Origin of the sequence: Paenibacillus lacisoli (genome assembly GCF_030580655.1) — a bacterium.
Classification (GTDB): Bacteria; Bacillota; Bacilli; order Paenibacillales; family Paenibacillaceae; genus Paenibacillus; species Paenibacillus lacisoli.
In genome coordinates, this window is sequence record NZ_JAUQTB010000009.1 from 27601 (window position 1) to 53710 (window position 26110).

At 48.5% G+C, this 26110-nt stretch carries 16 protein-coding genes; 2 read left to right on the forward strand and 14 right to left on the reverse strand.

Going from position 1 to position 26110, the window contains the following annotated elements; genetic code table 11:
* Positions 1–72 precede the first annotated feature (72 nt).
* A complete protein-coding gene (locus Q5741_RS14920; RefSeq protein ID WP_305024906.1) occupies positions 73–2391 on the forward strand; it encodes an AraC family transcriptional regulator in 2319 nt (772 codons plus the stop codon).
* A 50-nt stretch (positions 2392–2441) separates the two neighbouring features.
* Positions 2442–4109, forward strand: coding sequence for an extracellular solute-binding protein (locus Q5741_RS14925; protein WP_305024907.1), 1668 nt, complete (start codon positions 2442–2444; stop codon positions 4107–4109).
* Positions 4110–4196: 87 nt separating this feature from the next.
* Here the strand turns inward: Q5741_RS14925 and Q5741_RS14930 are convergent, their stop codons facing one another.
* The 14 genes from Q5741_RS14930 to Q5741_RS14995 all read right to left on the reverse strand — a co-directional run bounded on the left by Q5741_RS14930 (position 4197) and on the right by Q5741_RS14995 (position 26092).
* Positions 4197–4724, reverse strand: coding sequence for an HPP family protein (locus Q5741_RS14930; RefSeq protein ID WP_305024908.1), 528 nt, complete (start codon positions 4722–4724; stop codon positions 4197–4199).
* Positions 4725–4891: 167 nt separating this feature from the next.
* Positions 4892–6253, reverse strand: a complete 1362-nt coding sequence (locus tag Q5741_RS14935) for an amino acid permease (protein ID WP_305024909.1) — start codon at positions 6251–6253, stop codon at positions 4892–4894.
* 125 nt (positions 6254–6378) lie between these two features.
* Positions 6379–7659, reverse strand: a complete 1281-nt coding sequence (locus tag Q5741_RS14940; RefSeq protein WP_305024910.1) for an MFS transporter — start codon at positions 7657–7659, stop codon at positions 6379–6381.
* A complete protein-coding gene (locus tag Q5741_RS14945; RefSeq protein WP_305025020.1) occupies positions 7656–8282 on the reverse strand; it encodes a TetR family transcriptional regulator in 627 nt (208 codons plus the stop codon). Before Q5741_RS14945 ends, Q5741_RS14940 begins: the two co-directional genes overlap by 4 nt.
* A gap of 185 nt (positions 8283–8467) precedes the next feature.
* The gene (locus Q5741_RS14950; protein WP_305024911.1) at positions 8468–12496 is read right to left on the reverse strand and encodes an S-layer homology domain-containing protein; all 4029 of its coding nucleotides are present in this window, start codon (positions 12494–12496) and stop codon (positions 8468–8470) included.
* Between the two features lie 26 nt (positions 12497–12522).
* The gene (locus tag Q5741_RS14955; RefSeq protein ID WP_305024912.1) at positions 12523–15111 is read right to left on the reverse strand and encodes an S-layer homology domain-containing protein; all 2589 of its coding nucleotides are present in this window, start codon (positions 15109–15111) and stop codon (positions 12523–12525) included.
* Positions 15112–15399: 288 nt separating this feature from the next.
* Positions 15400–16638, reverse strand: a complete 1239-nt coding sequence (locus Q5741_RS14960) for an MFS transporter (protein ID WP_305024913.1) — start codon at positions 16636–16638, stop codon at positions 15400–15402.
* Between the two features lie 59 nt (positions 16639–16697).
* Positions 16698–18356 carry a family 43 glycosylhydrolase gene (locus Q5741_RS14965; RefSeq protein WP_305024914.1) on the reverse strand — a complete coding sequence of 553 codons (1659 nt, stop codon included), beginning with the start codon at positions 18354–18356 and terminating at the stop codon, positions 16698–16700.
* 446 nt (positions 18357–18802) lie between these two features.
* Positions 18803–20749, reverse strand: coding sequence for a PTS fructose transporter subunit IIABC (locus tag Q5741_RS14970; protein ID WP_305024915.1), 1947 nt, complete (start codon positions 20747–20749; stop codon positions 18803–18805).
* A 39-nt stretch (positions 20750–20788) separates the two neighbouring features.
* The gene (gene pfkB / locus Q5741_RS14975) at positions 20789–21703 is read right to left on the reverse strand and encodes a 1-phosphofructokinase (protein ID WP_305024916.1); all 915 of its coding nucleotides are present in this window, start codon (positions 21701–21703) and stop codon (positions 20789–20791) included.
* 2 nt (positions 21704–21705) lie between these two features.
* Entirely contained in the window at positions 21706–22452 is a 747-nt protein-coding gene (locus Q5741_RS14980; protein ID WP_305024917.1) for a DeoR/GlpR family DNA-binding transcription regulator, read from the reverse strand.
* A gap of 228 nt (positions 22453–22680) precedes the next feature.
* The gene (locus Q5741_RS14985) at positions 22681–23940 is read right to left on the reverse strand and encodes an FAD-binding protein (protein WP_305024918.1); all 1260 of its coding nucleotides are present in this window, start codon (positions 23938–23940) and stop codon (positions 22681–22683) included.
* Between the two features lie 526 nt (positions 23941–24466).
* Complete coding sequence (arr, locus tag Q5741_RS14990) at positions 24467–24868, reverse strand: NAD(+)--rifampin ADP-ribosyltransferase (RefSeq protein WP_407074367.1); 402 nt, start codon at positions 24866–24868, stop codon at positions 24467–24469.
* Between the two features lie 177 nt (positions 24869–25045).
* Positions 25046–26092 carry an alpha/beta hydrolase family protein gene (locus Q5741_RS14995; protein WP_305024920.1) on the reverse strand — a complete coding sequence of 349 codons (1047 nt, stop codon included), beginning with the start codon at positions 26090–26092 and terminating at the stop codon, positions 25046–25048.
* Positions 26093–26110: the final 18 nt, after the last annotated feature.

Sequence of the window (26110 nt, forward strand, 5' to 3'; positions counted from 1 at the left end):
ATTCTATTAACATAAACCGCAACTTAGGATGTCATAGTATGGTGTATAATCGCGGCGGGAGGAGAGTGTACTTTGAAAAAATGGAATTCCGCGTTCGCCAGCCTGGCTATTTCTTATGTAGCCCTCGTGCTTGTTCTGGTTCTCATCCTTTGTTCCATCTTTTCTACCTATTTCGCACATCAATATAAAAAAGAACTGCAGAGCAAAAATCAGCTTATCCTGGAGAACACCGCCCAAACCATTGAAACGAGGGTGCTGCAGAGAGTCCAGCAGATCGACTGGGGACTGGCCGTGAGCCACAATTCGGATCTTCGTCTGTTTGCCGATGCTGCCCTCAATGCGAATCCCGTCAGTCTGCTTAACCTCCAGGAGGCGATCAAGTCTGAGGCAGCAGGCAGCTCGGATATCGTACAGGCGGTGCATATCTATAATCCGGATCAGAATGTGATGCTGTCTTCACGTTATGGGCTGTTAACCCAAGCTGTTCATGGGGATCACAATCCGTTTTTTGCCGACTGGATAGAAAAAATACGCGGTGTTCCGCACGCCAGCTTATGGACAGGCTCCCGCCAGGTTGCCGATGATGTTTTCTCTGCTGCGCCGGGTGGCAGCAGTCAAGCCTTGGTCACGTATGCGCACAGTTATCCTTTTCCATCCCACGGTAAAAATAACGACCTGATCATTGCGGTTGATGTCAGGGAGAGTGCTATCACCGGCATTATTCAGAATATGATGCCATTCCAGTCTGAGAGCACCTTTTTATTTGACCGTTCAGCTGGGATCATCAAAGGTTCTTCAGTTCAATCAGGAGGGACGGCTCTGCAGGTCGACTACAGTTCCAATATTACGAAAATATGGAGTCTTAGAGCAGAGTCAGGCAGCTTTGAAGAAAACGCCGATTCGGGCTCTTCCGTCGTCTCTTACCGGCTGCTCCCGACTACCGGCTGGATGATTTGCAGTATCGTCCCTGCAGATCTTCTCTATGAAGAATCAATCGTTCTGCAGAGAGTGATCCTTGGTGTATGCCTGTTTGCCCTGCTGCTGGGCATTGGTATGTCGGGAATTCTGGCTAAAGTGAGTTACAGCCCGATCCGGCGTCTGGTTCACAAAATCCGGGATCTGACCGGACATTCACCAGATCCTATGACGAATGAATATAGGATCATTGACACAGCTTTTATTAGTCTGAGTGACAAGCTGAGCAGTATGGAGGAGAACTTGCAGTCCAGCAGCTCTATGATGAAACGCCACGTCATGCTGAATATGCTGCAGGGCGGCTACACCCGGGAGGAACTGGCTGAAGAGCTGCGGGTCCTTGGAATTTCCCAGGAGCATACCTATTACTGCTGCCTCCTTCTGGATATGACAGCTCGCCATGCCGCCCTCCCTTCGGATCACGGGCAGAATATCCAACAGCTTACTAGTCGCCTGCAGTCTGTCTGTTGTCCGGACAGCCGGATCATGGTCGAGGAGCTTCCGGATCACCGGCTGGCCATTATTCTAGGTACGTATGAAGCAGCGGACGCACAGCTGGAGCGTCTTTCCGATTTCTTGCTTGGAGATGGCGAGCTGCCGCATGCGGGCTGCCCGCTGTCGTGGGGATGCTGGGTGAAGGAGATGTCAGATATTCATCTGAGCTGTCATGAAGCCCGCACCCTGCTTAAATATGCTTATTTTCTGCCGGAACAGACGGTACTCAAGGACCGTTCTTTACTCGAGCGGGAAAATAATGCGGAGGAGATCCCGCCAACGATACTGTCAAAATTCAGGGAACAATTGTCTGCCCGCCATCCTCTGGAGACCCTGATGGTCGTCGATCAGCTTATCACCACGCTGAGAGAAGGCCCCTATCCTGCTGACTACTGTCATTTTGTTCTCGCTAATACCGTATTCGTGTACTCTGATTATCTGAAAAGTATCCGCTATCAGCATCCTGCCGGAGCTAATCTGGATCTCTACCATCAATATCTCGCTATTTCCCATGTTCACATGTTCCGTGACTGGCTGGCGGACTCTATCGCGACATTCATGAACCAGGCTGAGAAACGGAATAGTGACAGGGCCCTCTCCGCGATCGAGTCGGCTAAACAGTATATCGAGAATCATTTGCCTGAGGACCTGTCGCTGGAGATGGTGTCTTCCAAGGTGTTTATCAGCTCCAAATATTTAAGCAGGCTCTTCAAGGAGGAACTGGGAGTCACCTATACCGATTATGTCACCAGCCGGAGGATGGAACGGGCCCGGATGCTGATCGAGAACAACACCATGACAATCGAACAAATCGCCGGTATGGTCGGATACGGGACGCCTGCGTACTTTATCAAACGATTTAAAGACAGGTATGGCTGTACCCCAGGCCACTACATGCGCAATTCGTTGAAACACGGGTAGCATTTCGCCCTGCTGCGTGAATTGGAATTTAAGGTAAGGAAGGTTCTGATATGGATACAATCCTAATTAAGCTGTTCCACGTTTTGCAGCGCGCCAGGCTTTTCTCAATCATCCTGGTTACAGCGATATTGGCAGCTGTGCTCAGCAGCTGTGACCGTGGTATGCCTTCCGGCAGCCTGTCTGCGGAAGCAAAGCTCCCTCATGCAGCCCCTGCTTCTGCAGCTCCGCGATATTCGATTTCCTGGACGATGCATCAAAACCTGCCTGTACCTGCGAATGCAGAGATGATTCAGGATCTGGAGGATCAATTCCATGTGGATCTTGATGTCTGGAATCTGGAGAACAGTCAGTATGAGAAGCTTCTGGATATGAAGCTGGCCCAGGGTGCTGTTCCAGACCTGTTCCGAATCAGGCAGCCGCAGGACCTGTTGAAATATCAGCAGCAGGGGCTGCTGGCTGAGATTCCGCGGGAAATGCTGGACAAGTACGCCCCGCATATCATGAGAGCCATTCGAGAACACGCTCCCGCTCTGCAGGATGCCGGAATGATCGGCGGCAAGTATTACGGTATCCCTGTCATTAACCCTACGAATATTTACCGCATCCCTGTGGTTTACCGGAAAGACTGGCTGAATCGATTGGGTCTCTCCGTTCCTCAGACGATTTCCGAATTCGAGAAGATGATCTATGCCTTTCGTAACGACGACCCGGACGGCAACGGCATTAAAGATACTTATGGATTATCTATGGAAGGAATGAACGTGGTGTTCGGCGCATTCGGGCAGATTGTATTCGCCGATCAGCTCTACTTTGGGGTGAAGGACCGGAATCTTGCCATTGGCGCACTGGAACCCCAGATGAAGGAAGCGCTGTTCTACCTCCACAAATGGTACAAAGACGGTGTCATTGACCCGGAATTCATTACGGGCGAGAACAAGGGCGGCTATAAGCACTTGTCCCATGCCTTTATTAACGGAAGGATCGGTATGACCTCCATGGGCAATTATTATCACTGGATTCAGAGCGGCGATTATCTAACATGGACACCCGATCAAGCTATGAGAGTCCACGAAACGCCGGTCGAGGCCTCTTTTAATGCCAAGGAGCTGACCGCCAGATATCCTCAGGGACGAATCGTATTCGGCCAACCTTTTACAGGACCTTATGGTCAAAGAGGCTCCAAGGCCTATGACATGCTGATGAGTTTCACCGCCATCGGGGCGGAAGCTGCCCAAGAGCCCGGAAAACTGGAGACCCTTCTCCGGATCCTAGATGATGTCAGCGCTAATCCGGATCCGGATCAATACACCTCTATGAACTACGGAATACAAGGGAAACATTGGGTTTGGGCAGAACCGTCTAAAAAGGATGTGGTCGTGCTCCCTCCGTACAACCACATGTTCAGTTATCAAAACCGGATTGGCGCCGGCCTGGGTATGACGGTGCCCTTGATGCCTGCTGGGCGAAGAGAGCAGTGGGCTGCAACCCTCGGGCTTGATCGGGACGGCATTTATAATGCGCTTGAAGTAGCGACTCCCTCTCTGGTCAAAAACGGACCTGAGCTGATCAGACTGAGGAACCAGGCCTATATATCTTTTATAACAGGAGACCGGCCTGTAGAAGCCTTTGACGACTTCGTTCAAGAATTTATGAGAGCTGGCGGAACGGAGGTACTGCGGGAGGCTAACGAGTGGTATCATCAGCGTCCGAATCGTTAGCCGAATAGACCGTGCAGACGGAAAAAACCAAAAGATGCCTTAAAGTTATTCATGAATAACTTTAAGGCATCTTTTGACATGACATGCTCAGAACCAGAATGTCGGATACTTCCGGTTCTGTCTCAGGTTATTAATCACCAAAGCCAATATAACAATGATGACAGAGCCGATCAGTACCGGTGAGAACAAATACCCCATTGAATAATGGCCAAGCATAATAACAATCGGGTTAGCCCCGGCAGGCGGGTGCGTTGTTTTGGTCAGCATCATCGCTGCAATCGCCAGCCCAACGGCTGCCGCAATCGACCATGGCTCTTTACCAAATAAATGAAATGCGGCCAGACCGATGAATGCCGAAATGCAGTGTCCCCCGATAATGTTACGCGGCTGTGAGAAAGGCGCGTTCCAGAATGCAAAGGCCAGTACGCAGCTTCCGCCGAACGGCGCCATAAACCAGTTGGAAGCGCTCCGGTTGGTCAGGAAGATCAGCATAAAAATAGCTGCAGCCGCCCCGATGGATCCTGTCAGCGTATCCTTGATATTCACCTGCAGGGGACTTCGGGTGTTGCCGCTCATTTTGGATAAATAGACCCAGCAGGCAGATAATTTGTGCATGTGCTGCGTTTCCCTTGGTGTCTCTATATCTCCCACTCCCTTTTGCCGATCATAAACTGAAACCACCAACAAATTAAATTACACCTAACCGCCCAGCCTGTCAAATTTAAAATAATTCAAAATAACCGCCCATTTCCATGGACGGTTTAATTTGGCATCCGATTCAGTTACTTGGCACGCTCATGTCCGCTTTTGTTGAGGAAAAAATACACTCCTACCAATAAAACAAACCACACTGGCGTCACGAACAGCGCCACCCGTGTATCTTCTGCCAATGCGAGAATGACCAGTACAAACGCGAGGAAGGCCAGCACAACATAGTTAGACAATGGATACAACGGAAGCTTGAACGTATTGCGGCGAGCCAGCTCCGGCCGGGTACGGCGATATTTCAGATGACTGATGATGGTAATCCCCCATACAAAAATGAAGCATACCGTCGATACACTTGTAATCAGGGTAAATACCCCCTCCGGCATGACCATGTTCAGGATGATCGCAATCAGAATAACCACCACCGAGAAGAGCAGGGCATTCGAGGGTACTCTTCTGCCGTTCAGCCTGCCCAGCGATTCCGGTGCATTGCGGTCCTTCGCCATGGAGAACACCATCCGGCTTGTACTGAAGATCGCACTGTTGCAGGCCGATGCCGCCGATGTCAGCACTACAAAATTCACGATACCGGCGGCAGCCGTAATGCCAACTGCGGTGAATACCTGTACGAACGGACTTTCACTAGGCACAATTCCATTCCACGGGTAAATGCTGATGATGATCAGCAGCGCCCCTACATAGAAGATCAGAATCCGGATCGGAATGTTGTTGATCGCCTTCGGAATCACCTTCTGGGGATCTTTTGTTTCGCCTGCCGTCAGTCCGACCAGCTCGATACCTACGAAGGCAAAGACCACCATTTGGAAGGACAGGAGAAAGCCATGCCATCCATTCGGGAACATCCCGCCATGGGTCCACAGATTGGTGAAGCTCGAAGGTCCCTTGGTCGTTGAGAAGCCCTTAATGATCATGAACAGGCCAACGAGGATCAGGGCGAGAATCGCCAACACTTTGATCAGCGCAAACCAGAATTCCATCTCGCCGAACAACTTAACCGTAGCGAGGTTCATCAGCAGCAGAATGACAAGGGCAATCAGCCCTGGCATCCACTGCGGGACCTGTGGAAACCAGTACTGGGTATACAGCCCGACGGCTGTCAGATCCGCCATCGCAATAGAAATCCAGCAGAACCAGTACGTCCACCCGGTAATAAAGGCAGCCATGTTGCCCATATAATCGCGTACAAAATCCACAAACGAATGATACTCCAGATTGCTGAGCAGCAGCTCGCCCAGGGCTCTCATTATCAGGAACAGCACGATGCCCGTAATAATGTAAGCGATCAGGATCGACGGTCCTGCAAGATGAATGGATTTGCCTGCGCCCAGGAACAAGCCTGTTCCGATTGCGCCCCCGATGGCCATCAGCTGTACATGCCTGTTTTTTAACCCCCGGGTTAATGTTTCTCCCTGCATGGTAGGTCACCACTCTCTTTCTGTAAATGCTCTCTAGGTTGCTGAAAATTTGTATACCTTTCATAATATCAGCAATTCACCCAAATCCCAATAGTGATTTTCAGGCTGCTTGCGGGCGGCTATCGTCAATGGGATGAGGGGGCAGATTCCGCGTCCTGGAGCGGACGTTCGGCCAGAGGCCGGTTAACCAATCGCGGCATCTGCCATTGGAACCACATATAAGCCAGCAGCATGACCGCCCCCAGAAGGAGATACGCCATCTCGAGAGAAACCACATAAGGATATAGAATCGCGATCAGTCCCAGCGCTGCGGATTGGGCGAGCATCATGACCGGGTCAATCCAGGCGCTTACACGGCCCATCTTGTCGGGTTCCACAAGTTCCGGCATCCATCCGCCGATTGCAATATTAAGCGGTGCCAGCACACAGCCTGCAATGCCGATAATCACCAGATAGATCCAGGCTTTTTCTGCCACAGCCAGACTCATCGTCAGCAGTGCCGTGAGCAGGATACCGCCAATGATGATGTGATGTTTAGCCACCTTCTTCACCAACACGGTCCCGAGTACACTGCCGAACAGAAATCCCAGGCCGAGGGAAATGGAGAAATAGGAAGAGAACTGTTCAAAATGTTCTGGTGCCAGTTTATATTTCATCGTAAACATAGGTAGAACTGCAAAGCCTCCGTTAATAAAACCGAACAAAAAGAAGCCGATGATCAGTGTGAACAGCAGGTGGTTACTGCGGATATATCCATATCCTTTGGCAAAATCACGCAGTACCAGCTTCATATTCAAGTCCTTCCAGCTTGACGGACCGTTGGGCAGGTTGACCTGCGGCTCCACCTTACAGAGACGGATCATAATCCCAGACACGAGATAGCTCACACCATCTACAATAATTGCTCCTTGAATCCCTACCGTATGGTAGGCCACCGCTCCCAATGCCATGCCGAACAGCATAAACACACCAAATACCATCTGGTTCAACCCTGCCGCCTGATCATACTGCTCCTTCGATATGATTCCTTGCAGGATCGCCATTTCAGCAGGAGCAAAGAACTTGGACACCGCACTCCTCAGAAACAACACCAGGAAAGCGGCTGGCAGCCAGCCGTTAAGGATGGTTACAAGAAACAGCACAGAGAGGATGACACGAATCCAGTCGCTGTATTCGGCAATCCGCTGCCGGTTGAAGCGGTCGGCAACCACTCCAACGATGAAGAAAACAAGCAATGTAGGCAGTGAGTACATGAGCTCAGCTAAGGTTGCGTAATAAGGTTGTTTGGCGAAATGATCCAGCAGGTAAAAGGCAAACGCCATATTACCTACCGTCGTGCCAAGCTGTGAGGCGAATGAAGCGATAAACAGTCTGACAAAATTAGCATTCCTGAATAACGTACTCATCCCTGATCAACCCCCAATAAATGTCGTACCGCATGCAGGGAAGCCGACATCTGCTCCTCCAGCATGATCTTCTCCGTACCAAGCATGCAGCTGTCGAGAACCAGGCCATCCATCATAGTGATCATCATGGCTGCAATAACCCAAACAGGAACCAATGGTTTGAATTCGCCCGCATCGACCCCTCTCTGGAACAATCCTGCGAACATTTCCAATGCAGCGTCATACCGGCCGGCCACCAGGCTGTAACTTTTGCCCTGCCGGTACAGGTTGAGAAAAAACTCATACAGAGCAGGAGTCAGCCCGCGCTTCTGATTATCAATATCCTGTATGCCTTCCTGAATAAAGTTCTCGATCCTATCCCAGACACCTGCCTGGCTGTCGGCATTTACTGCAGTCTGCAGCTGCTCCTGATTCTCCGTGTCCAGCAAGCCAAGGATGGCAACCATCATTTCCTCCGTGCTGGAGAAGTAGGAATACACCGCACCGCGGCTCATGCCGCTCTCTTCTACAATATCCTTCATGGTGGTGTCCGTATAACCTTTGCGGGTAAAAACGGCTATTGCCGTGTTGAGAATCTCACGTTTTTTTTGTTCTTTGTACTCTTCATTGACTTTGGGGGACATCACTTCTTCACCTCTTCATGTAAAATGACACTTGTGTCGTTATTATAAACGACGCAAGTGTCATTTTCAAGGATGATTTAAAAGCGGCTCTGTGTACCTCCCAGCGCCATCACAAAAAACAGACGCCGGTAACGTACCGGCGTCTGTTTATGTGTGAAGCTTTTTCACTTTTTCAAGCAAACAATCTATGGATTATGTTGGCTGATATACTGAAGTGTTCCTGCCGGGAAGGAATTCCACTCACCTGAGAGGCTGTAGGAAGAAGAACCGGACCGGATCCCCGACTTCCGTATAATGGTGCCTCCATTCGGCATAAATTGGGTTTTGCCATCAGGATCGCCCAGTACATCAATGGTTAGACCATTTTTCTTCAGAACAAAACCGGTTGTAACGTTGGTGTTGGTTTGCATCAACGGCATTTCATCATTATAATACGTCGCATTCGTGATATCGAAAAAGTCATAAAACGTTGAATCGATATAGATCACGGGCATTCCTTTCCAGAACGTATTAATAGGCTGAGACCACACCTTTGGAGTGTTGGTAGATAAATTGTACTGATGAATTTCAAGTGAATAGCCTGCATTTGTTATCGGCTGGGAAGTATCACCTACGGGATTAAAGTACATTTGAAGTGCATTACGAGTCTTATCCAATGATACATACTGTGAGAAATATAATTCTTCCTGCCCTTGAGGGATTGACGTCACCTGGAATACAGCAGCGGTTCCATTCGCTCCGATAACCCAATAATATTGAGAAAGATCACCGTTCCAGTTCCAGACCGTCCCGTTGAGAATGCTTGGCCCCGTAAAGGTAGAATCCGGCGTGCCGGAATACACCTTAAATGAGGTCTCACCAGGGAACAAGGATAACATTTCGTAAGTTATCGGATCTTTGACTCCCTGCTTGGTTCGTATTTGAACAAATCCGTTCGCCGCAAGCGGTGCATTGGTTACTTGAAGCTCATAGCTGACTTTCCCACCATTTCCGTCATCTGCTGTAATCATTACTTTGGTGGTTCCTCCCTGCGTACCCGGAGTCAGAGTCAGTGTAGAACCGTTAACCTCAGCATTCACCATACTGCCCGATGCAACCTTAGAAGTAAACGTCAGCGCATCTCCGTCTGCGTCATTGAATAACTGAGACAAGTCATAGCTTCTTGGATTTGTAACGCCGGCAGTCAACACCTGTTCATAAATAGACGCGACAACCTCAGGCGGCTGATTCGTAGACGGATTAGACGGAACTGCCGGCTCTACATTTACTTGAAAAGCGGTCGAGGCCTCCCCTCCCCGGCCATCTTTAGCTGTAACATGAATCGATGCCGTCCCTGCGCTAAAAGCCTGGATTGTCAGCTGCGCACCAACAATCCCTACCGAGGCAACAGATCCATCTGAAGAGGACGCTTCATAAGTCAGCGTGTCTCCGTCAGGGTCTGTAAAGACGGGCCCGAGATCAAGTGAAAATGCCGGATCACCAACAACCAGTGACTGATCCGCAGGCTGAATTTCTACCGGTGCTTGATTCTGTGGAGCGGCAGCCGTAATGGTCGCTTGGAAAGTATCCACGATTTCTCCTCCACGGCCGTCTTCTGCTTTGATAGATACCGATGTACTGCCGGTCTTGAGCGGAGTAAGTGTAAGCATATCTCCAACCAACGCTGCCGTCGCGATAGCTGGGTCAGTCATTCCAGAAACACGATAAGTCAGAGGATCTCCATCCGGATCGTTAAAGAATTGATTCAGGGATAGTTGGATATTACCCGAGTTCATCTCTTGGGTCTGATCCGGAACTCCCTGGGAAACCGGAGGTGCATTAACAGTCACATCAAAATCGGTAGTTACCTCTCCCCCGCGTCCATCTGCTGCTTTCAGCTGAATATTGGCTGTTCCCCGGGAGACACCATGAACTGTCGCCTGGTTGCCGATGACGGATACCTCCGCAACCGTTAAATCGGAGGATACCGCCGTGATGGTAACCGGGTCACTATCCGGATCACTAAACACAGAAGACAGATCCAAGTTATAATCCGCAGCTCCTAAAGTTAGCATTGGGTTGCCCGGCTTTTGATGCACAGCAGGGTTTTGATTTGGTAGGGCCGTGACTTCCAGCTTAAACATCTGACTCGTGCTGCCGCCTCGGCCGTCAGACGCCTTAACATGAAAGCGGGTACTGCCTGTACTTGCCGGTGTAAGTACTAACTGGTCATCCACCAGACTGAATGTCGCAATCGAAGGATCATCAACAGTAACCTCATAGGTCAGTGGATCACCATCTGAATCTGTAAACATCGTTCCTAAAGACAGGGAGATATCCCCGCTCCCCAGCTGCTTCGACTGATCAGGAATCCCTGATGAAACAGGAGACTCATTCACACGGACCTTGAAGTTCGTTCCCGCTTTTTTCCCGGCCTGATCATCGGCCGCAATCGTAATGGTTGCTGTCCCTCTGCCAATTGCTTTGATGATGAGCTTTGTACCCTCTACCCTGACTGAACAAATGCCTGAACTTGATGATACTGCTGTATATTTGAGTACCGATTGTTCCGCATCCGTAAAATGTCCAAGCAAATCAACTTCGAGATCAGAATCCCCTACCGTTATAGCCTGATCATTATACTTGGACGTTAATACCGGAGCCGTATTCGCTGCCACTACAGGGGCAGATGATCCGCCCGTAGAACCGGCAGTTACCCCCGAGACGCTCATGCCGCCTGTCACCGTTGAAGAGGATACGCCAGGTGCAAACGAAGTATTGGTGATCTGGCTGGCGGAACTCACATTAATATTAGCCGCCGGGTTGTTGACCTGTAAGTTAGTAACAGTTCCCGTGACCCCAAGACTAACAGGTGAAGAACTGTTCACCACCATGGTATTAATAGAAGCTTGTCCTGTTAGAGACAGAGGCTGGTTAGCATTCACTGTCAACTGCTGAACTGTACCTTTTAACTCGACTTGTTGAGCACCGGTAAGAAGATTTAGCTTTGGCAGCGCCGAGGTCGAATCATTCTCAATCGTGGCATTGGAAGTCAGCGTCATCTGACCTATCGTTGAACTTTCTTTGGTAACCACATGAACATCAGGTTTGGATACGTCAACATCATCCAGCTTGGATGATATGAACATCACAGTGTTTTGGTCACCGCCCTGAATATTTGACTTTCCACGCACTGTCAACTTCGACGCGTAAAAGTCATTTTCAAGGCTTGGTGTAATTGTAAAACGGTCCGTGACTATCAGGTTATTAACAGATATATAATCCCCATCAATAATCAGATCTCCGTTAATGGTTGAACCATGACCGTCTAATACCAGATTTCCGCTAAATTCCGGAGCTTCCGCAGTCGGGGCATGTCCGCTTGCATGAATAACGAGTTTGGTGATCGATTCGATGGTTCGCTTGGAGGCTGTAAATTGAATGTCAGCCCCATTCAGAATCTGCTGATTCGCTGCCTGCAGGACTCCTTGAACCGCATCCGATAGTTCATACTCAACCCCGTTAATCCAGGCCTTCCCTTTCTCTATTTTTTGAAGCTGGGCTGAATGATCCTTAGGGAAAAAGGTAGACATCATATACTGGGCAATATCTTGGCGCTGAACAAACGCTTTAGGATTGAAACGGGCCTGATCTACTACCATAGAACCCGATTGTACAGCCGTATTCACATAAGGCCGTGCCCATGGGCTCACTTGATTCCAATCCGTAAGTTTGGAAGACTCGGTGGCATCGGCTGTAACCGGAAGCCCGGCGGCCCGCATTAGCAGAACCGCTGCCTCTTCTCTGGTAACGGCTGCTTTGGGTCTAAATTTCGAGCTGCCATCTCCATTCATAAGTCCTGCACGATGGACGGCCTCGATATACGGGCTTGACCAGCTGCGCTGATCTACATCAGAGAAATTGCTTCGGCCTGTTTTCGAAACCGGGAGTCGAAGTGCCTGAGTTAGCAAAACAGCCATTTCCTGACGCGTCAAAAGATCAGTTGGTCGATAGGATCCGGACGGGTCTCCGCTCAGAAGTCCGGCCTCGAGGGCTTGTAAGATGCTAGACTTCTGCTCTGGAGCCATTTTACTAATATCTTTAAAAGGTAGAGCGGCCAGCGATGTTCCTGTCGCTGTGCTGCTGTCAGCCAAAGCCAGCGTCTGTAACGTCGTGGGTGCAGCAAGAGAAGCCACCGCTAATGCAATCAACCACTTATTTGGTTTAGACCTCATAAATTTCCCTCTATTCTGTTTATTCGTCACGGTGCTTCATTGAAGGAATTAAGTCCATCCGTATAATCCGCTCCTTCATCCACCCATTCACTTTCTTCATAGTTGGTTCTGCCATGAATGACACTCGAGTTTCGGGCTAACGTTGTATGCGGCTTGAACACGGCGGTATCGACTAGTTGGCCATCATAGTAGAGTGAAAGTGTAACGGGATTCGGATTCTCTTCATTATAGAAACCCATATCTGTGTTGTAGGTAGGGACTACTTCACCAAAGTACATGGTTTCTCCAATCGTATAAGTAGAGCCTCCGGAAATATAGTCGCCAGCGTCTGGACTAATTTGAATGGGATCTCCACCATCACTGCGTTCGATTCTGATTTTTGATGCATCCAGCACCTCAGAACCTGCATGATAAAGCTCAATAATCTGCATCGTATTGTCACTTGATCCCCATGCCAGTTCCGATATAAACAGTCCTCTCTTTTCCCCTACGGTGACCTGGAATGTCGTTGGAACAGAACCGCCATGACCATCATTTGCTGTGACTGTAATGGTAACCGTTCCGGCTGTAAGTGGAGAGATGCTGAGCTGATTGCCTGTTACAGCCGTCGCGGCAACGCCAGGGTCCGAAGAAGCAGCGGAATATGTCAGTGTGTCCTGATCCTCATCTGCAAAGATCGAATTAAGGTCTATTGTCTTGTCCACAGCACCCGCTTCTACAGAAACATCTTTAATGGTGTCTATTACTACAGGGGCATGGTTAACAGCCGGTGGAGAAGTTACAGTAAACGTAAAATGAGCGCTCTGCGTACCGCCTTTTCCGTCATCCGCCGTCACCGTAATGGTCGCGGTGCCTGCATTCACGGGTGTCAGCGTGAGTTCGCTGCCATTTACCGATACTGCCGCTACGCCTGCTGCCGACGAGACCGCTGTATACGTCAGAGCATCTCCGTCTTCATCCTTGAATACATTCGAGAGATTTATATTTTGGGCTCCGTCCGTTACTTCTGCATTCACAGCAGGCAGCTCGTTCTTCACCGTCGGCACATGATTCTCAGCAGGCAATACAGGCTGAACTGTAACCGAGAAGGTGATCTCCTTGGAATGCCCATGTCCATCATCTGCTTTTACCGTAATGACAGCACTCCCCCTGTTTACCGGGATTACGCTCAGCTCCTTACCGTTGGTATTTCCGGTAATGACTTGAACAATATGGGTATCAGATGAGGATGCCGTAAAGGTCAAACGATCTCCATCCCGATCAGTGAAGACATTTGCCAGATTGATCTTTTGGGTATAATCTGTCGCATTTAGTGTTATATCACTAATCTCTGTAATGACACTCGGCTCATAATTAGGTACGGGAATGGATGGAGCGGTTCCTCCGGAGACAGACGGTGTCCCGCTGTTAACCGTGGTACCTTCCGATGGCTCCTGGACCTTTCCATCAGCGTCCTGTACTTGTCCGATCTGTTTTTGAATTTCATTGTAATTTTGAATAACTTGAGAAACGGTTACATGATTCGGGACCTGTACCTTTTCAACTTTAAATTCAGGGTTCAATGTTATTTTTGCGTTGTCTGCAAGTTCGAGCTTTTGGATTACACCATTCCCTTTAATAAAAAGCGGGCTGTCGGTGCTCACTGTAAGATGCTTTATACTGCCATTCACCTGAATGCTCGAAACTCCCTTTTTGAGGTCAAGTGTGCCATTGACATCCCCTTTGACCTGAACTCCATCGCCCGAAACTCGAAGCACGCTGTTATCTGGCAGGCCAGCCGTATGAATAACAACATTCTTTTGAACGATTTCCAGCTCCTTCAACCCATCTACGTTACGGTTACGTGAGTTGAATTTAAGCACGGCCCCCTTCAAAGCTTCCTGATTGGTGTTTCCAATCAACGCCTTCAAAGCACCCTCTACCAGATAAGGAACATGATTAATTGTGACGATATCTCCATCAACATCATCAATGACAGCTGATTGCTCCTGGGTCTTAAAAATATCTATCAGGAAAGGAGCAATATCTTCCCTTCTCACTTCACCTCTCGGATTAAGCCTGCTGTCAGGTGTATCAATTAAACCCAGGCGAAGTGCAGTATTCACCGATCCGGCCGCCCATTGACTGATTGAAGATTGATCCTGAGGCACGATGGTTGAGCTGCCTTTTGCATCCGTACCTCCGACTGCGCGAACAAACACGGCTGCCAGTTCTTCACGTGTGACAGGATCATTCGGACGGAAGTTCCCCAGCCCGTCTCCGGATAGAAGGCCGGCCTTTTGCGCAGCTTCAATATATGGCGCTGCAAACTGTATACTATGCACATCTTTAAAAGAGGAGGAGGAGCTCATAACGGGTTCGAGCTTCAAAGCTCTGGTCAAAAGTACGGCGAGTTCCTGGCGAGTTAATGTTGCAGAAGGACGAAAGGTTCCTTGTGGATCTCCTGACAGCAGCCCTTGGCGGACCGCTTCTTGGATCGCCGCCATCTTGTCGCCGCTAACCTTTGATGTATCTGAAAACATGGAATTGGCAGGTGCAGCAGCGTAAGCAGCTGTCCCGAACATCGTCTGAAGAGCTACTAGCGCCGCAGCCCACTTAAGTGAAAGAACTTTCAATTGCTTTACCCCCTGGTTTAATATCAAGTGAACCGACTTCATTAGATTCGACAATATTCTACAAAAAAAGATCTTATCCGTGTATATCGGCAAGAAAGGCAGCTCATTTCACTTCCTTTTTTCACCAACACGTAAGATATAATGTCGAATCATAACGAATAAAATCTTTTTTTGTAGTATAAATGATGCCTCTGAACAAATTCTGAACAACACCATGGGGTGCTGTGAAATGCTTAAATCGTGAAATAGAAAAAGGCTTTGTATACACTTCGTATACAAAGCCTGAATTTATCTGGAAACGGACTTAATAGAAAGAATCAAGATCCCTCCGATGATCGAAAAAGCAAATGACATCATAAAAATAGAAGAAAAACCTATCGTTGAAATCATAAATGCAGCTATAACCGGAGCGATGGCTTGGGTCACGGTGTTCCCTAAGTTATAGAATCCCAAGAAAAATCCAACACGGTTTTTGTCCGGAATCACCTTCAGGTTCAAGAGGTTATCCAGTGAGTTCCATATGCCCATTCCCAATCCTGCCATAAAGGCATAGATCATGAGGCCAATATCATTTTGCAGGAAGAAAATGCTTAGTACACCGATTCCTAACAAAATGGTCGACAGGCCGACGGGCAGCTTCAATAATTTTAGGCGATCTGAAATTGGACCTGCAATAAAGCCCATCGCGATACCAAATACCAGCATGATCGTGTTAATTAACTGTATCGTCTGCTGTGTAGAGGAAGTGTCTTTGTGCAAAAAATCAGTCATGATATACAAGAGATAACCTGTAATCGCAAAGTTACCGACACCTTGAAAAAGTTTCCCTATTAAAGCCAAATAGTAATCACGGCCTTCTACCCATTTGGGAAAAATGGTAGATAGATCTTTAATGGAGAACTTTGCTTTCGTGGTTGAAGATGGTTTATCTAATGGCTCATCCAGATTCGATGGTTCACGGACAATAACAGCTGCGATTAATGCGCCGAGGAAGGTTACGATACCAAAAAGGATAAAGCCTAAACGGAACTGCGATAAAAAAATAGCTCCTACAATAGTAAAACCGTTGTTCCCCAGCGCCATACCCAAACCGCCATATGCGGAGGAGGCTGTTCCTTTCCCATTCTCAGGAGCCAGATCCAACCAGGCTATCATAGGTGCTACAATGAAGTTCAAAGCAATCTGACCCAGCATCCAGCTTGCCATCAATAGAGGAATAGTTGTACTCATACTAGCAAATATCATGGCCAGCATAAAAACAAATGCACCCGACACTAGCCAGGGCGTTCGTTTACCAAAACGAGATCTGGTACGGTCAGACAGGAACCCTGCGACCATATTTGAAATAGCAGCTGCGATCATTCCGACCGATGAAAACAAGGCTAAAAGCGTAATTTTATTTTCGGCATCCAAATGTTGAATCAAAGCCGGCAGGAACAGACTTGAAGTTACAATATAGGGTCCAAGCCAGGAAGCGGGTCCGATAATTAGTCCCGGTACTAAACGTTTAAGTGGTATGGTCTTCATTCTGAGCTTCCTCTCTACACACAGGTAATATGCACGCCCCCGTCTTTTCAACGGATGAACTAGTAGTTTTCAACAGAGTAGTAATCAAAATCTGCAAAAGAGTCATGCTGATGCGAATCCACAGAGCCTATGAAATTAAATAATCCTGTAAATCCGCCAATTTCACCAGGTTCTCCATTAACACCTTCATCAGACAAGTAGATGACATCCATATGCTCCGCCAGCAGCTGCCAATCCGCCGTGTCGGTCAAACGGTAAGACAAATCAGCTAAACCTGAGCGATAGATGAGCTGCAGCTCTGCGACCCCTTCGGGAACCGGAACAGGGTTGTGAAGAACCTCCATTCGTTCTCCTAATTTCGCCTGCAGTATGTTCATAACGGTACCGCCGGTTGATTCCGAATGAGTTAAGTGGACATAAATCCAGTTGTTGGAATCATAATACAGCCCCATACCCGCAGTTTCTGAGTAGTGGTCCGGATGAAATTCAACCTTTGTTTGAAACTGATAATGAAATGAAGTAGCACGGGTTGCCATAAGAGCCGGATTAACTTGCGAGAAGAAAGAGTTCTCGCCGTGAATACGCAAAAAACCTGGACGCTCCGTCGTGTTGACCCAGCCTGTATGCTGATTTCGATAAGGCGTCATAAAGCGGATATGGTATTGATCACTGTTAAAATCATCTCTTACATCATGCGATAGTCGGGTAGATTCTTTAACGCCTTTCATTCCCTCGACTTCCATTTTTGCCAGATTTGAACCATCCTCCATTTCCAGCCAGCCGTCCTTTGTCCATTTCATTTTCTGAATAGACGTTTCGCGGCCCAAAGGATTATAGAGCGTTCCTTCAATCGGGCGGGACATGAGATGAGCTATATACCATTCCCCCGTCTGAGTCTGAATTAATGATCCATGACCTGCCTTCTGCATGAATGAATGGGGATTGTACATTTCGAAATGTCCTGCATCGGGATCACCCAGTGAAAATAGATGCCGCGGAGAAGACGTGATAATCGGTTCTCCTGAAGGATGCGGCTCATACGGACCAAATATAGATGTCGCACGTCCAATCTCTACACCATGGGCATAACCTGTACCACCCGCAGCCAAGATAAGATAATAATAACCGTTATGCTTATAGATCTGCGGCGCTTCAGCACATCCACGGCTGGTGAACCCTTGGGTTACCCGATGCCAACTACCCATGATTCCTCGATTTTGCAAATCCACCTCGGCAATCACGATATGTCCGGGTGCTTGATATCCTTGACGCGTCTCCCATTCAAGGATGGAGACATAATGCTTACCATCTTCGTCATGAAAAATGGCGGGATCGAAGCCTATCGATGTGATATAAATAGGCTCTGACCATGGGCCGTTAATATTCTCGGTCCACATCGCATAGGAGTCTGAATTGAATTCCCGGCCTGCCATGTTCACCATGTGTGAGAACGCTAACCAAAACTTGTTCGAACGGGCATCGTACGATAAGTGCGGTGCCCATACTCCAGCCGGCGTGTTCGTCCCGCGTAAGTTAACCTCATCCTTATGCAGCACACTGCTGATCAGCTCCCAATTAGCCAAATCCGTCGATTTATAGATTTGTATACCGGGATTCCAATGAAAAGTGGAAGTTGCGATATAATAGGCATCCTCGACCCTTATAATAGACGGATCAGGTGCCATCCCGGGAATTACCGGATTTGTAATCGTTATCATTTTAAACCCCTTCCTTTCGCCGTCTGAAGGGTGAAGGTAGCTTCAGGCTTTTTCTTATAAGCGCTTACTTTTTTGTGATTAGCTATTTACCCTTTTTTCACCGTTCAGACATGATTCTCCAGACTGCAGTTTGATACCGTTTTCTTTTTTTGGCTATAATAAGCACAAGCTTCAGAATTGTCCGATCCCTAGTAAAGCAGGGATGACCATGCCCATGTAAGAAAGCGTTTCCCCCCCGCTATGGATTATTATAAATTCTCTCTAACTGCAAATGCGATTGTACAATGAAGGCTAAATTTACCCAAATCAAAGGTGTGTCTCCAAAATGGAAAATAAAAACAATCATCCCTATAATAATATTTCCTCGTTGTCTGTAAGGTCTGGTTTAATTTTCTATTCAATTAAAAGAACCTAAATCAAAAGATTTAGGTTCTTTACATTGTCTCTTACAGAGACGGATTCTTTTTAGGTTCAAGAGCTTTCTTCCACACTCCCAGAATGAGACCGGACAACACCGCTCCGATGAGCACTGCCAAGATGAACAGCATAGCATGATTCGCCAATGCCGCTACAAAAATGCCGCCGTGCGGAGCCGGGATGTTGATATGCCATAGCTGGGTCAAACCGCCGGCCACTGCTGAGCCTACGATACAGGATGTGAGGACACGAAGCGGATCTGCTGCCGCAAATGGAATCGCGCCTTCAGTAATAAAGGACAAGCCAAGCACATAGTTCGTAATACCGGATTTCCGTTCTTCTTCGGTAAATTTACGTTTGAACAGCGTTGTCGCCATGGCGATCGCTAGAGGCGGAACCATACCGCCAGCCATAACAGCTGCCATCATCATACCGTTGGTATTGCCACTTGATGTAAATACCCCGATAGCAAACGCATAAGCCGCTTTATTAAAGGGACCGCCCATATCGATGGACATCATACCGCCAAGCACCACTCCAAGCAGAACGGCATTACCTGTTCCCAGGTTGTTCAGGCCTGTAACGACCCAATCGTTGATCGTACCGAACACAGGATCAAAGATATAATACATAATGACGCCGGTAACCAGGAGACCTGCGACCGGATACAGCAGGATCGGCTTTAAGCCTTCCAGCGTTTTGGGCAGACCGGCAAACACCTTACGCAGACCGACAACGATGTAACCCGCCAGGAAACCTGCAGCCAAACCGCCGAGGAAACCGGAATTAGAGTTGACCGCCATCAAGCCGCCGACCATACCGGGCATTAATGCAGGACGGTCGCCGATACTCATCGCGATAAAGCCGGCCAGAATCGGAATCAGGAAATGAAACGCCCCGTCTCCGCCAATCGTCATCAACAGCTTGTAGATCGGATTATCCGCTCCGCCCATCTGTTCAAACAGGAAGGAAATCGCAATCAGAATCCCCCCGCCGACGACAAATGGAAGCATATGGGAAATACCGTTCATCAGATCCTTGTAGATTTTGCTGCCGACCTTTGTCTTTCCCTCACCCGCAGCGTTTGGTTCAGCTTTGGCCCCCGTACTGTGGTACACTGGTGCATCTCCGCGTGCAGCCTTCTCAATGAGTTCCTGGGTTTTTCGGATGCCGTCACTGACTGGTCTTTGCAGCAGAGGCTTACCGTCGAAGCGGCTCATCTCAACCTGCTTGTCAGCGGCGATAATAACCCCTTTAGCCCGGCGGATTTCATCTGCTGTCAGGACATTTTTCGCCCCATCCGAGCCGTTCGTTTCCACGCGGATCTGAACGCCAAGCTCAGCCGCTTTTTTCTTCAGAGCATCCTCTGCCATATACGTATGGGCAATCCCTGTCGGACATGCCGTAACAGCTACTACAAAATCTTCGGATGGTGCAGCGGCAGGTGTACGATTCCCGCTGGAAGGCTTGCTTCCTGCTTCTCTTCCCGTATCCTGAGCATTGCGGGATTGTTCGTCCTTCTCCTGCTGTCTGTCGTCAAACAAGGCAACCACTTCCTCAGGCGTCTTTGCAGCCTGCAGCTGTGTCATGAAATCGCTGTCAATTAAAAGCTTGGAAAGCGAGGCCAAAGTCTTCAAGTGTACATTTCCAGCCCCTTCGGGAACTGCGATCATAAAAAAGAGGGTGGCCGGTTCTCCGTCAAGCGTATCGTAATCAACCCCTGCTGCACTTTTCGCGAATACAACGGTTGCCTGGTTTACTGCGTTTGTTTTGGCATGCGGCATGGCAATGCCCCCGCCGATCCCTGTGCTGGCTTCCGCCTCCCGCTTCAGGATCATCTCCTTGAATAAAATGGGATCATTAATCCGGCCGTGAGCGGACAAGCTGGCGATCAGCTCATCGATCGCTGCTTCTTTGGTAGCCGCCTTCAAATCCATAATCATCGTTTCTTTAATTAAAAGGTCCGTGATTCTCATGACTCTTCCCCCTAGCTGATATCGGTTTCCCTAAACCTGTCAGTTCCATTGTGTGATCTGTACTTGTGAACGCAGTTCCATGATATATTCTCCTGCTGCCAAATCGTCTGAAAAAGCGGTCGCACTCCCCGAAGCTACTCCTGTACGGAAAGCCTCCAGAAGGCCTTGGCCCGCAGACCATGAGCTGATAAATCCGGCAATCATGGAATCGCCCGCACCTACTGAATTTTTGACCTTGCCGGCCGGCACGTTGGCTTCATAGGTATCTGTACCGGTTAGAAGCAAAGCCCCGTCTCCTGCCATGGAGACCAGCACATGCTGCGCACCAAGCTCAAGCAGCTTGCGGCCATATACGGCAATTTCCTTTTTGTCTTTGAGCGAAACGTCAAACAGTTCTTCTAATTCATGATGATTCGGCTTAACCAAAAGCGGCTTGTGCGGAAGCGCCTTCATAAGCGCTGTCCCCGTCGTATCGATAACGAATTCAGCCCCATGCTTCAGGCATCCCTCAATCAGCCGGCCGTAAAAATGTTCACCAAGTGATGGAGGAACACTTCCCGACAGCACCAATACATCACCCTGCTTCAGATCATCCAGAAGATGCAGCAGCTCTTCGGCTTCTTCCTCACGGATCACAGGTCCCAATCCGTTAATCTCCGTTTCTTCCCCATGCTTCAGCTTGATGTTAATACGGGTGTCCTGCTGGACCTTCACGAATCCGGTCTGAATCGCCTCGGCCTGCAGGCATTCTTCCACGTAGCGCCCCGTAAATCCGCCAAGGAAGCCGACGGCCGTATTTTTCGTGCCCAGCCGGTTTAGGATGCGGGACACGTTGATGCCCTTTCCTCCAGGCAGCTTCAAATCCCTTGTCATGCGGTTCAAGCCATCCAATTTAAAATCCTGTACTTCCACGATGTAATCAATGGAAGGATTCAGCGTTACCGTATATATCATGGTTATCCCTCAATTATGTTCGTTTTCTGTGTAACGGGCTGCCGCCATTGTTCCGGCATTCTATCGGTGATCAGCACAGCTTCTTCCAGCTCGAACAGCTTGGCAAAAGTAACTTCGCCGAACTTGCTGGCGTCGGCCAGCACAAAGGTTTGGCCGGATAATTCATGTGCCCTTCGTTTGATGATAGCTTCCTCAGGGTCTGGCGTGGTGTAGCCCATCGAAGGATCAACCCCGTTCGTACCGAGAAAACATTTATCAAACCGGAAGTTCTCAATATTCTGAAGCGCTATGCTGCCGATAACCGCCTTCGTATGCGTTTTCATCATTCCGCCTAATAAATAGCTGCGAATCTGTTTGCTGACCAGCGCTTCGACATGGGATAAGCCGTTGGTGACTACAGTGATGTCTTTAGCCTCTATAAAAGAAATCATAGCAAGCGTCGTTGTTCCCGCATCCAGATAAATGCATTCACCGTCCTTCAGCTGTCCTGCAGCCAGGCGGGCAATCAAAGCCTTTTCCTGAACGTTCTTGAACGTTTTCTCCTCCATGCCCTGCTCTTTCGATTTCTCTCCGGGCAGGCTGGCTCCTCCGTGAATCCGTTTAAGCAGCCGCTTGCCCTCCAGATCGCCCAAATCGCGGCGGATCGTAGATTCTGAAACGCCGATCCAATCAACCAGCTCCTGCAGCTTTACAATACCCTGCTCTTGTAAGCGCTCTAAAATTAGGTTATAGCGTTCTTCTGTTAGCATATGAATTCCTCCAACTGCTTTTATAATAACACAATTTCATTCAAAATCAATCACATTCATTCAAAATCATTCAAAAACATTCAGATCAGTGAAAAGTCATTCAGAGTAGATCAAAATTGTTCAGAACAATGATATATCATTTCTATAATCAACCTAAAAACCTCCAGCCCTAGGGGTGGAGGTTTTTAGGTATTAAGCTAGCGCTGATACCTTTCATTTCAAACTATATCAACGCATAATGTGATCATTCAGGAACGTATTCCGAAACTTCCCAATAGGATCATATCGAAGCAGCAGCTGACGAAAATCTGTTAACCGCTCATACTGAGCCTGGATCTTTTCAGGATCCATCGTAAACAGTTTCGCCCAATGCGGACGAACTCCAAACGGCTCCAATTCCCTTTCAATACTCGGGAGCAACTGGCGCACGCGCTCCCAATCCGGCTTCCACGTGAAATGAAAACCAACACTCTCTTGTCCATAGCATGGGCTCATCCAGAGGTTATCGGAGGCAATGGTTCGTATTTCTGAGATGAAAAGCAGAGGAGCAATTTGATTCCCCAGTTTACCTAAAGCATGCAGCGCCTTGACCGCATGCTCCCGGGGCACGAAATATTCACTCTGCAGCTCGTTGCCCGCACTTGGAGTAAACTCCATGCGAAAATGAGGCAGCCGTTCGTGCCAGGGTCCAGGAACGCCTAACTGCTCGCTGCAGTTCACCACAGATTGGTCAGGCACCATATGACGTTTCTCCGGAGCTGGCACAGCTCCAAAGAAATGGGATGCTGCTTCATGCTCTCTGTCGGTTTGCACCTTCCTCTTTACCCACACTTGATTAAAAACAGGCTCTGCCCAATTCGTAAACAAGCTGACACTATAAGCGGCAGATGAAATTTCGTCCAAGCCATCATCTAATGCAAAGAAAGGGAGACGATCATATACGGTTTGACTCACCTGAAAAGAGGGGACTACATCCAGTTGAAGCTTGGTGATAACCCCCAGTCCGCCAAGCCCGACAACCGCCCCTTCGAAACCGGGATCAACTCCGCGCGTAAGTACCGTAACCTCGCCATCCGCTTTCATCAGTTCTATAGAACGTACAGAAGACGCCAGACTTTGGTTAAGATCGCCTGAGCCGTGTGTGGCTGTTCCAATGGCACCCGCCACGCTGATGTGCGGCAGCGATGCGAGATTATGCAGCGCGAAGCCGTGATCATTTAAGTAATGACACAGATCGCCATAGCGAATACCGCCTTCAACGGTTACAGTTCCTTGTTCGCGGTCGAGATTGATGATTCGATTCAACTTACGAAGTGAGAGCTGGCTGCCCCCAGTGTCAGCAATCCCGTTAAAGGAATGGCGTGAGCCAAGCATGCGCAGGCTTGTGCGGCTGATAACGATGTCCTTGACCTCTTCCAGACTCTCAGGCTCAAGCAGTTCTATTGAGTTATAGCGGTAATTTCCTGCCCAATTCAGCTGATCTCCCATATGAACGCTCCTCTTATGCAGCATAATTCCTGCTAATTTTCTCAGCATGTGTAATGTATTTGATTCTATTAGACTGGATTTGGTAATGATCAATTCAATAAGTAAATGCTATCATTCCTAGTATTTATTTTCCACTGCTTTCTGGGTCATTCCTTTGGCTGGTATTCAGAATAACCGTATATCACCAAAAAAAGAGTTCAACAGTTCTACCGGTCTGCCGAACCCTTCCCAAAATCCAATCGATACGATCGATGTATTATAGAAAACATTGATGATTTTCAAACGATTACTCACGCTTAAGCACTAACCGGCGTAATTGCGCCACAATACGACAGCACTATATTCAAACTGTTACCATAGCCAGGAACCTACACACATATATAAACGATCTTTAGCTTAACAAAAAGCAGTCAGTCTTTCTGATGACTGCTGAGTTATTAAACGAACACTTCTCATTCGTTCAATGGCGGACATCAGTAACATAGATAGTGTTTGATAGGTGCCTGCTGATCCTTTTACAGTTTGTCTAATTTAGAATCTCGCGTTTATCTATTTTCGCCAAACGTTCTCGCCAAACCGCGAGTTGTTCAGGCGTTTGTCGCACCCAATCTTTCACTTCGCCAACAATTTTCAGTGGGGCTCTACTGCGATATGACCGGGTCGGATTACCTGGAAATTTCTTGTCCGTCACATTTGGGTCATTCTCCCATTCGCCTGTCGGCTCAACAAGATACACACGCGGTACACCATCGCCTTTTGCCAACTCGGCAGCTAACCCTGCCCCGTCACGTAAAGCTGTAAAATAAATGTGATTCATTATAATATCAGGATTGTAATTTGAGCGAAAGCCCGCTGTGAGCAAGTCTCCAATCAACAAATCTGCTCGTGTCCCATGATAAAAGGGACCTTTGTCAAGAATCTCAACCATCTCGCCACCACCCCTAAGTTCGGTAAGATAATCTAATTTTATCATGAAATCTGCCCGTTAGTTCACTTAAAAAGCACCCCATTTTTTAGAATGCCTGCTGATACTCGACCCTTACTCCATTCAGCAAGCAGCCCCCAAGTTTCAAATCTCAAGAAGCTATGACCTCCCGCTTAACAACTATGGCGTCTGAGTTTGTATAGGCTGTATCCCTTGGTTTGAATAGACATTTTTCAGGAAATCCGTAATTTCATGCATATATCCTGCAGCCGTAATGTTTCTCGGCGCAAACAAGCTGATTAACAATACACGCAGAGGTGATTCGGCTGTAGCGGTGGAGAGCATAGAATGCTCCGTGTCTGGTAACACTTTGACTCGCAGCAAAGCGGATGGCGATACACGCTCACGGTAAACTTTCTCCGTTTCCTTCACATCTACGTTAACATCATGATCACCGAGCATAAGCAGGATCGGGGAGTGAAAATTCGCAATGTCGTCTGTTGCATCCGCCGTGTAGTTCAGGCTGACGAATTTCCAGCGTTCTCTTGACATGACCTCTTGTTTGCCCGCAGCTCTAACATAATCATCATAGGGGGCATCTGCCTTTAGCAAATCATTGATTCGCTTATCCTCGCTCACCTGCTGCTCGATCTCATCCGGGGATTGACCATCCTTTGTCATTTGACTGCGTGTATTATACTCACCTTGCCTCAGCCAGTTAATCGCTGGAGAGACGAGAATGCTGAAAGCCAGCGGTTCTTTCCCTGCTAGTTTGGGAATAACCCATCCTGCCTGACTTGCTCCCCATACACCAATGCGATCCGCATCGATCATTGGCTGCTGCCTGGCCCAGGCCAGCGCCTGGCGTGCCTCAGCCACGCGATCATCTATGCTCTGCTCAAGCCAATTGCCTGCCGAACCCCCGATGCCCCTCTTGTCCATAGAGAGCGAAGCATAGCCTATCGCAGCAAGGCGCTCCCACAGCGGCTTATACCCGTCATCATGAGTCGCATTGATCGGGCCATCTCCGTGAATGAACAAGACTAAGCCAACCTTCCCGCTATATTTCTTGGGTAACGTGAGCACCCCCGTCAGTTTGCCTTGAGGTGCGCCAATCTCCACAGCTTGTTGATCCATGGCAAAGCTGTTCTGCTGTAAAATATATATGCCCGACGCTCCCAACAACAGCAGGAGGATCAACAATGTGATTCCCCACTTCTTTCTCATGTTTCCTCGACTTCCTTT

What these genes read in the sequence shown, in the direction of transcription:
- Q5741_RS14925 (WP_305024907.1), top strand. Translation starts at nt 2,442, where the DNA reads ATGGATACAATCCTAATTAAGCTGTTCCACGTTTTGCAGCGCGCCAGG.
- Q5741_RS14930 (WP_305024908.1), bottom strand. Translation starts at nt 4,724, where the DNA reads ATGCACAAATTATCTGCCTGCTGGGTCTATTTATCCAAAATGAGCGGC.
- Q5741_RS14935 (WP_305024909.1), bottom strand. Translation starts at nt 6,253, where the DNA reads ATGCAGGGAGAAACATTAACCCGGGGGTTAAAAAACAGGCATGTACAG.
- Q5741_RS14940 (WP_305024910.1), bottom strand. Translation starts at nt 7,659, where the DNA reads ATGAGTACGTTATTCAGGAATGCTAATTTTGTCAGACTGTTTATCGCT.
- Q5741_RS14945 (WP_305025020.1), bottom strand. Translation starts at nt 8,282, where the DNA reads ATGTCCCCCAAAGTCAATGAAGAGTACAAAGAACAAAAAAAACGTGAG.
- Q5741_RS14950 (WP_305024911.1), bottom strand. Translation starts at nt 12,496, where the DNA reads ATGAGGTCTAAACCAAATAAGTGGTTGATTGCATTAGCGGTGGCTTCT.
- Q5741_RS14960 (WP_305024913.1), bottom strand. Translation starts at nt 16,638, where the DNA reads ATGAAGACCATACCACTTAAACGTTTAGTACCGGGACTAATTATCGGA.
- Q5741_RS14965 (WP_305024914.1), bottom strand. Translation starts at nt 18,356, where the DNA reads ATGATAACGATTACAAATCCGGTAATTCCCGGGATGGCACCTGATCCG.
- Q5741_RS14970 (WP_305024915.1), bottom strand. Translation starts at nt 20,749, where the DNA reads ATGAGAATCACGGACCTTTTAATTAAAGAAACGATGATTATGGATTTG.
- pfkB (WP_305024916.1), bottom strand. Translation starts at nt 21,703, where the DNA reads ATGATATATACGGTAACGCTGAATCCTTCCATTGATTACATCGTGGAA.
- Q5741_RS14980 (WP_305024917.1), bottom strand. Translation starts at nt 22,452, where the DNA reads ATGCTAACAGAAGAACGCTATAACCTAATTTTAGAGCGCTTACAAGAG.
- Q5741_RS14985 (WP_305024918.1), bottom strand. Translation starts at nt 23,940, where the DNA reads ATGGGAGATCAGCTGAATTGGGCAGGAAATTACCGCTATAACTCAATA.
- arr (WP_407074367.1), bottom strand. Translation starts at nt 24,868, where the DNA reads ATGGTTGAGATTCTTGACAAAGGTCCCTTTTATCATGGGACACGAGCA.
- Q5741_RS14995 (WP_305024920.1), bottom strand. Translation starts at nt 26,092, where the DNA reads ATGAGAAAGAAGTGGGGAATCACATTGTTGATCCTCCTGCTGTTGTTG.